A 6,800-nucleotide genomic window follows, 5' to 3' on the forward strand; every position below is an offset into this window, starting at 1 on the left:
CACACTTTCCAGGCGTGCGCCTTCGACCACTCGGCCACCGCTCCGTTGCGACCGTCTAACCTGCGAAATCCGTCTGTGCAAGCCAGATGTCAGAGCTTTGAGATGCGCCTCTGCAGTTCCGCCAGTTGCCTGCGAATCTCTTTCATGTCGGTGTCGTCGCCACCGCCAGACTGTGGAGCATTGTTATCGCTTCCACTCAATTCTTCGGGCTCAGGGCCTGACGCGCCGCCCCTCCAGCCGCCCATCATCGCCTTCAGGAACATCTGCTGCTGGCGCTGAAGGGCCTCGAACCCCGGCATGGTCGCCATGGGATTGGGAATCGTGGCCATGTTCTCCATGAGCTTGGACTGTCCATCGCGCAGCATCTCGAAACTGGCGGCCAGGAATTGCGGAACCACCGACTGGGCGTTGCTGGCATAGCTGCGGACAAGATCGGTCAGAACGTCGAGCGGCAGAACATTTTCGCCCCTGCTTTCGTGTTCGGCAATGATCTGCAGCAGATACTGACGCGTCAGGTCGTCGCCGGACTTGAGATCGACGATCTTGACCTCCCGCCCCTCGCGGATGAAGGCCGCGATATCCTCAAGCGTCACATAGTCGCTTGTTTCGGTATTGTAGAGGCGGCGGCTGGCATAACGCTTGATCAGCAGCGGCGCAGATGAGGCGGCCATCCTGAGGTCCTTGCAGTCGGTTTTGTCCATGATGGAAGCTGCACCGGCAAAAGGCAAAGGAAAAAGCCCCGCCGGCAAGGTGAACCCTGAATGCAAATAGGGCGGCCGAAGCCGCCCCATCATCGCAAATTCTCAAGAAGTCACTTCGCTGCGGCAGCCGTCGTGGCAGTTGCAGCAGTGGCGGCCTTGCGAACGGCGGCTTGGTTGTCAGCCGCGGCTTTCTCGGCGATCTTCTGCGCGTCGTTCGAGATGTCCTTGCCGGCGGTCAGCATCAGATCGACAGTGTCCATCTGGACTTTTTTCGCCACTTCGGCATAGGCGGCCATATGCTCGGCTGCGATCTCAGCCGAGGCCGAAGCAAAATCGCTCATCGCCTTGGCATAATCGGAAGGCTCCTGCTTGACCGAGGCCAATTCGCCCATGCGGGTGATCGAGTCCTTGGCCCAGCGGGCGGAAATCTCGGTCGAACGCTCCGCGGCGGACAGTGCCACACGGGCCAGACGCTCGCCCAGCATGCTCTGCGATTTCATCGCTTCCTGCATCGAGCTGGTATCGATCGGAAAGTTCGCCATCATGTCCTGCATCGTCTTGGCGAAATCGGGGGTCTTTGCCATGTCATTCACTCCTAGTGCTGCAGCGATCGAGAAACCAGGGAACGCATCGCCGCTTCCATTCCACCCAAGCAATATGAATGCTGCGGTGCAGCATTTCAAGTTTTTTCTTCTGCACTGCAGCAGAATCTTCGCCAGAGGCTATGGCAGGTCAGCCCGCCCGTTCATGAACGTAAAGCCCCGGTGCAGGGTCGATCTCGTTCTGCGGATGACGTGCCGAAACCATGTCCCCTGCCCGCTCCGCCAACCAAGCGCCCCAAGTCGGCCACCAGCTTCCCTCCGCAAATTCCGCATGATCACGCCAAGCCTGATGCCCTGCGCCAAAGTCGCTGTCGCCGGTGTAGTGACCGTATTTCTTGCGCGTGGGCGGGTTCACGATGCCTGCAACATGACCTGACTGGGACAGGATGAACGTCTTGTCCTGGGCGCCCATGCTGGCAATGCCGCGCCAGCAGTCCTTCCAGGGCGCGATGTGGTCACCCTCGCAGGCGATCGCGCAGACCGGAACCGTCACATCCGAGATGTGCAGGCGATGGTCCGCGATGTCGAAGCCCTCGCCCGCGAAGGCGTTCTTCTGGCAAAGGCCTTTCAGATACTCCATTGCCATCCGGCCCGGCAGGTTGGTGCTGTCGCCGTTCCAGAACAGCAGGTCGAAGGCGGGCGGCGTTTCGCCCATCATGTAGCTGCGGATCGCAGGTCCCCAGACAAGATCATTGGCGCGCAGAAAGCTCATGGTGCGTGACATCAGCCGCGCAGGCAGCAGGCCGTGTCGCTGCACCTCCTGCCCGATGCCGCTGACAAAGTCGTCCTGGAGAAAGGTCGTGAACTCTCCCTGGTCCGAAAAATCGGTCAGCGTCGTGAAGAAACTGGCGCAATTGACCCGCCGATCGTCCTGCTGCTTCAGCAGCGCAAGGGTCAGCGACAGGGTCGTGCCGGCGATGCAATAGCCGACCGCGTTCAGCTGCTGCTGCCCGGTCAACTCCAGCACCTTGTCCATCGCCTCGCTGTATGTGGCCATGTAGTCAGCCAATCCCAGATCGGCAAAGCTGGCGTCCGGATTTTTCCAGCTGACGATGAACAGGGTGTGACCCTGATCGACCAGCCACCGGATCAGGCTGTTCTGGGGCTTGAGGTCCAGGATGTAGAACTTGTTGATCCAGGGCGGAAAGATCAGCAGCGGCAGGGCATGGACCTGTTCGGTCGAGGGCGCGTACTGAATCAGCTCGTACAGCGGCGTGCGGTGCACGACACTGCCGGGCGCGGTGCCGATGTTTTCCCCGACCACGAAGGCCTTGCGGTCCGCCAGCGACACGATCACGTCGCCGCTGTTCTGTTCGATATCACGGACAAGGTTCTCCAGGCCGCGCACGAGGCTCTCCCCTTCGGTCTCGATCGCGCGCTCCAGCGCGTCGGGATTGGTGGCCAGGAAATTGGTCGGCGCCAGCATGTCCACGATCTGGTTGGTCAGCCAGGTCACCCGCCGCCGTGCCACCTCGTCCGGCAGTTGCAGATCCTGCGCCGCCTCCTTCAAGGCTTTGGCATTGGTCAGGTACTGCTTCTTGACCAGGTTGAAGTAAGGATGGCTCTGCCACAGCGGATTGGCAAAGCGCTTGTCCGCGGGTGCATCATCCGGGGGCGCGGTCATCTTTCCACGGGCCAAGGCCTGCTGGGCTTGGGCATAGTTGCTCAGCGTTTCACCCCAATAGGTGACCTGGGTCTCGATCATGCGGCCAGGCTGCTCGGCCAACGTCTTCAGAAACGCGTTCGTGGCCGTCACGAACAGATCCGAACCTGGTCCCTCGACACCCGGATTGGGCAGGTTGCGCTCCGCAAAGGCGCTGATCAGGCGGTGGCTCAGGGCCTCGATGCGCTGGATGTTCTCGGCCAGCTTCTTTGCACTGGCCTTGGGCAGGGCCGCGACAGGCAACTCATCCGAAGGCGGGGTTCCGGCCGGAGCCTCGGCCAGCGGCGCCGCATCCGCCTGATCCGCCGGCTCAGTGGGCGGGGTCGTTGCTGCGGTGGACTTGGTACGAGGGTTCCGCACGGCCTTGGCGGGCGGCGTTTCAGCCGGGCCGCCTTTATCCTGCAAGTCCGCATCGGCGGGAATGGGGGCCGCACCCTCGTCCGCCGCCTTGCTTCGTGTGGCTCGCCTGCGCGAAGCGGTAACAATTTTACCCGTAGGGTCCGGCTGCCTTGCCATGATCCGTTCTCCCCCTTAGTTATGGACATGATACGCGCAGGGCAGGCAAGGCGTAAACCGGCTTTCGTCCGCGTTCGCCCCTCATCTCCCTTTCGCGGATCGAACGGCGCAGCGATGGATGGGTGACATGTCGGCAAACGGGTTCAAGGGCGTTCTGTCCTACGATGCGATGGAAACGATCCGGAACACGAACGAATGGCTGGGGGCGACGGCGCGCGCCATGGGGGCCTATCCTGCCTTTGCGCTGGTGCCGAACCCGGCGTTCCGGATGATCAGTGCATGGGGGCGCGTCACCGAACGCAGCTATGCCCGGATGATCACCAAGCCGGACTGGGACATTCCTCCCATCGCCGGCGAGGATGGACAGGATCACGTTGTTTATGTCGAACCCGTCGTCAAACGGGCCTTTGGCGACCTGATCCATTTCCGCGTCGCCCGTCGCGATCCGCTGCCGCGCAAGGTCCTGCTGGTAGCCCCCATGTCGGGCCATTACGCGACGCTGATGCGATCAACCGTCACCTCGCTTTTGAAGGATTGCGAGCTTTACGTCACCGACTGGCACAATGCGCGCGACATAGCAGTCAGCGAGGGCAAGTTCGATATCGAGGACTATACCTCCTACCTTGTAGAGTTCATCCGCTTCCTCGGGCCCGACACCAATGTGATCGCGGTCTGCCAGCCCGCGCCACTGGCGCTGGCCGCCACGGCCATCTTGGCCGAGGAGGATCCCTCCGCCCAGCCCCGGACGCTGACGCTGATCGGAGGCCCCGTCGATCCCGATGCGGCCGCGACCGAGGTGACCGATTTCGGCAACCGCATCACCATGGGTCAGCTGGAGCATCTGCTGATCCAGTCGGTCGGCTTCAAGTATCGCGGCGCAGGCCGCATGGTCTATCCTGGGCTTGCGCAGCTCAGCAGCTTCATCGCGATGAACGCGGAAAGCCACACGCGCGCCTTCATCAACCAGATCTTCGCCGAAGCCCGCGGCACGGCCTCGGAAAATGACAAGCACAACAAGTTCTATGATGAATATCTGGCCGTCATGGACATGACGGCCGAATTCTACCTGTCCACGGTCGAACGGATCTTCAAGAATCTGGAGATCGCCCAAAACCGCTTCACCGTGAACGGCCGTCCCGTCGATATCGGCAAGATCACCGACGTGGCCATCATGACGGTCGAAGGGTCGAATGACGACATCTCGGCCCCTGGCCAGTGTGTGGCGGCACTGAACCTTTGCACGGGTGTCCCCGATGCCAAAAAGACGCAACATCTGGAACCGGGCGCAGGCCATTACGGGATCTTTGCAGGAAAATCCTGGCGACTGAACATCCGCCCGCTCGTTCTGGACTTCATTGACGAGAATGCGGCTCTTCCCGACAGCATCAAACCCAAGCGTCGGCGCAAGCAAGGGGGCGTGGCGGCCGACTGCGGCGTGAACGACCCGATGGATACATCCAAGATGGCAGTCTAGGAACTCCGGCCGGTCATGCCTCGTTTGGTGCCGGGCGCCGCCTGTCGCGGCACGAAAGGATCAAATGACCGACCATCCCGACCAATTCTGGAGCCGCCTCGAGGACATAAACTCCGGCATGCTGGGCGTGACCGAAGACCCGCGGCTGGTGCCGATGTCGCATTATGCCGACCGCGACGAGAGCCGTCTGTGGTTCATCACCGCCAAGGGCACCGATCTGGTCGAGACGCTGGGCACGGGCCCCAAGGATGCGATCCATGTCGTCAGCGACGGAGGCGAGGGGCTTTATGCCCGCATCCATGGCCGCCTGTCACTGTCCGACGATGCTGCCAAGCTGGACGAATTGTGGAATGCAGTCGCTTCCAGCTGGTTCGAGGATGGCCGGCGGGATGATGACATCCAGCTGCTGCGCATGGACCTGTCCGAAACCGAGGTCTGGGCCACTGGCGGGCGGATTGCCTTTCTTTACCAGATTGCCCGTTCCAAGGTCACGGGCGCCACGCCCGACATGGGCGAGCATTACACGCTCCGGTTCTGATCCCGAAGGTGCTCGATCAGATCCTCAACCGTTTGCGTGATCAGATCCAGACAGTCGGGGGTGGAAAAGCGGTGGTCGGCACCCTTGACCAACGTCAACCGCACATCCTCGCCTGACGCATGGCTCAGCAGGTCCAGCGCCCATGACATGGGCACATCCGCATCTGCCGTTCCTTGCAGCATCCGCACCGGCATCGCCAGATCCAGCGGCTGGTCCAGCACCAGGTGCCGGCGCCCGTCCTCGATCAGCTTTTGCGTGATGACATAAGGCTCGCCATAGTCGCTTGGCAGCGCCAGCCGGCCATCCGCCACCAACGCCGCCCGGTGTTCGGCAGAGAAACCGGCCCAAAAGCCGCGCTCGGTGAAGTCGGGCGCGGCGGCGATGGTGACCAGCCCCGCCACCCGTTGCGGCATGTCCCGCGCCATCAGCAGGCTGATCCATCCTCCCATGGACGATCCCACCAGAACCTGCGGTCCGTCGGTCAGCGTCTCGATGACGGCGCGGGCATCCTCGGCCCATTCGCCGATGCAGCCCTCCTCGAACACGCCGCTGCTGCTGCCATGCCCGGAATAGTCAAAGCGCAGGAAGGCGCGGCCCGTCCGCTGCGCCCAATCCTGCAGATGCACGGCCTTTGTCCCGGCCATGTCGGATCGGAACCCCCCCAGGAACACCACGCCCGGCCCCTGCCCCGCCGTTTTCGAATACGCGATGCGCCGTCCGGCGGTTGTTGTCAGAAAATCGGTCATGGCAGGTTCCTTGCGTCTTGCGCCGTTATCTTGACAGTTTCCCCGCCGAGGTCCATGCCTGCCGCGACCATACCCGCAACCGGGCGTTCCGTGGGCGCCAAACCGACGAGGAGGACGACATGTCCCAGATCTCCCTCACCTTTCCTGATGGCAATGCGCGCGACTATCCCGCCGGCGTCACGGCGGCTGCGGTTGCCGAAAGCATCGCCCCCAGCCTGGCCAAGCGTGCCATTTCCGCCAGCCTTGACGGCCAGCATATCGACCTGGCTTGGCCGATCACCCGCAGCGGCGCCATCGCGATCCACAGCATGAAGGACGAGGCGCAGGCGCTGGAACTGATCCGCCATGACTTTGCCCACGTGATGGCCCGCGCCGTCCAGTCCATCTGGCCGGACGTGAAGGTCACGATCGGCCCGGTCCGCGACTATGGCTGGTTCTACGACTTCGACCGCGCCGAACCCTTCACGCCCGAGGATCTGGGCCGCATCGAGGCGGCGATGAAGGACATCATCAACGCCCGCGAACCCGTCCGCACCGAGGTCTGGGACCGCGACCGCGCC

Annotated in this window: 7 protein-coding genes; 3 read left to right on the forward strand and 4 right to left on the reverse strand. The window is 62.5% G+C overall.

Annotation, left to right across the window (positions count from 1 at the left end):
* Window positions 1–89 precede the first annotated feature (89 nt).
* The 3 genes from phaR to phaC form a co-directional block, all read right to left on the reverse strand.
* Window positions 90–671 carry a polyhydroxyalkanoate synthesis repressor PhaR gene (phaR, locus tag ACLHHB_RS11220; RefSeq protein ID WP_410218368.1) on the reverse strand — a complete coding sequence of 194 codons (582 nt, stop codon included), beginning with the start codon at window positions 669–671 and terminating at the stop codon, window positions 90–92.
* 140 nt (window positions 672–811) lie between these two features.
* On the reverse strand, window positions 812–1,285 hold the full coding sequence (locus ACLHHB_RS11225; RefSeq protein WP_410218369.1) for a Phasin: 474 nt from the start codon (window positions 1,283–1,285) through the stop codon (window positions 812–814).
* Window positions 1,286–1,433: 148 nt separating this feature from the next.
* Window positions 1,434–3,482 (reverse strand): class I poly(R)-hydroxyalkanoic acid synthase, encoded by a 2,049-nt coding sequence (phaC, locus tag ACLHHB_RS11230; protein WP_410218370.1) that lies wholly within the window; start codon window positions 3,480–3,482, stop codon window positions 1,434–1,436.
* Window positions 3,483–3,600: 118 nt separating this feature from the next.
* On the opposite strand from phaC, the gene phaZ reads away from it, so the two are divergent.
* A complete protein-coding gene (gene phaZ / locus ACLHHB_RS11235) occupies window positions 3,601–4,956 on the forward strand; it encodes a polyhydroxyalkanoate depolymerase (protein WP_410218371.1) in 1,356 nt (451 codons plus the stop codon).
* 64 nt (window positions 4,957–5,020) lie between these two features.
* Window positions 5,021–5,494, forward strand: coding sequence for a pyridoxamine 5'-phosphate oxidase family protein (locus tag ACLHHB_RS11240; protein WP_410218372.1), 474 nt, complete (start codon window positions 5,021–5,023; stop codon window positions 5,492–5,494).
* Here ACLHHB_RS11240 and ACLHHB_RS11245 read toward each other — a convergent pair.
* Window positions 5,476–6,240, reverse strand: a complete 765-nt coding sequence (locus ACLHHB_RS11245) for an alpha/beta hydrolase (protein ID WP_410218373.1) — start codon at window positions 6,238–6,240, stop codon at window positions 5,476–5,478. The two genes, ACLHHB_RS11240 and ACLHHB_RS11245, sit on opposite strands and share 19 nt — an antisense overlap.
* A gap of 119 nt (window positions 6,241–6,359) precedes the next feature.
* Here ACLHHB_RS11245 and ACLHHB_RS11250 point away from each other — a divergent pair.
* On the forward strand, window positions 6,360–6,800 hold a 441-nt coding region (locus ACLHHB_RS11250), incomplete at its 3' end, for a TGS domain-containing protein (protein WP_410218374.1).

It is taken from the genome of Paracoccus sp. (in: a-proteobacteria), from assembly GCF_046462195.1.
Taxonomy (GTDB): Bacteria; Pseudomonadota; Alphaproteobacteria; order Rhodobacterales; family Rhodobacteraceae; genus Paracoccus.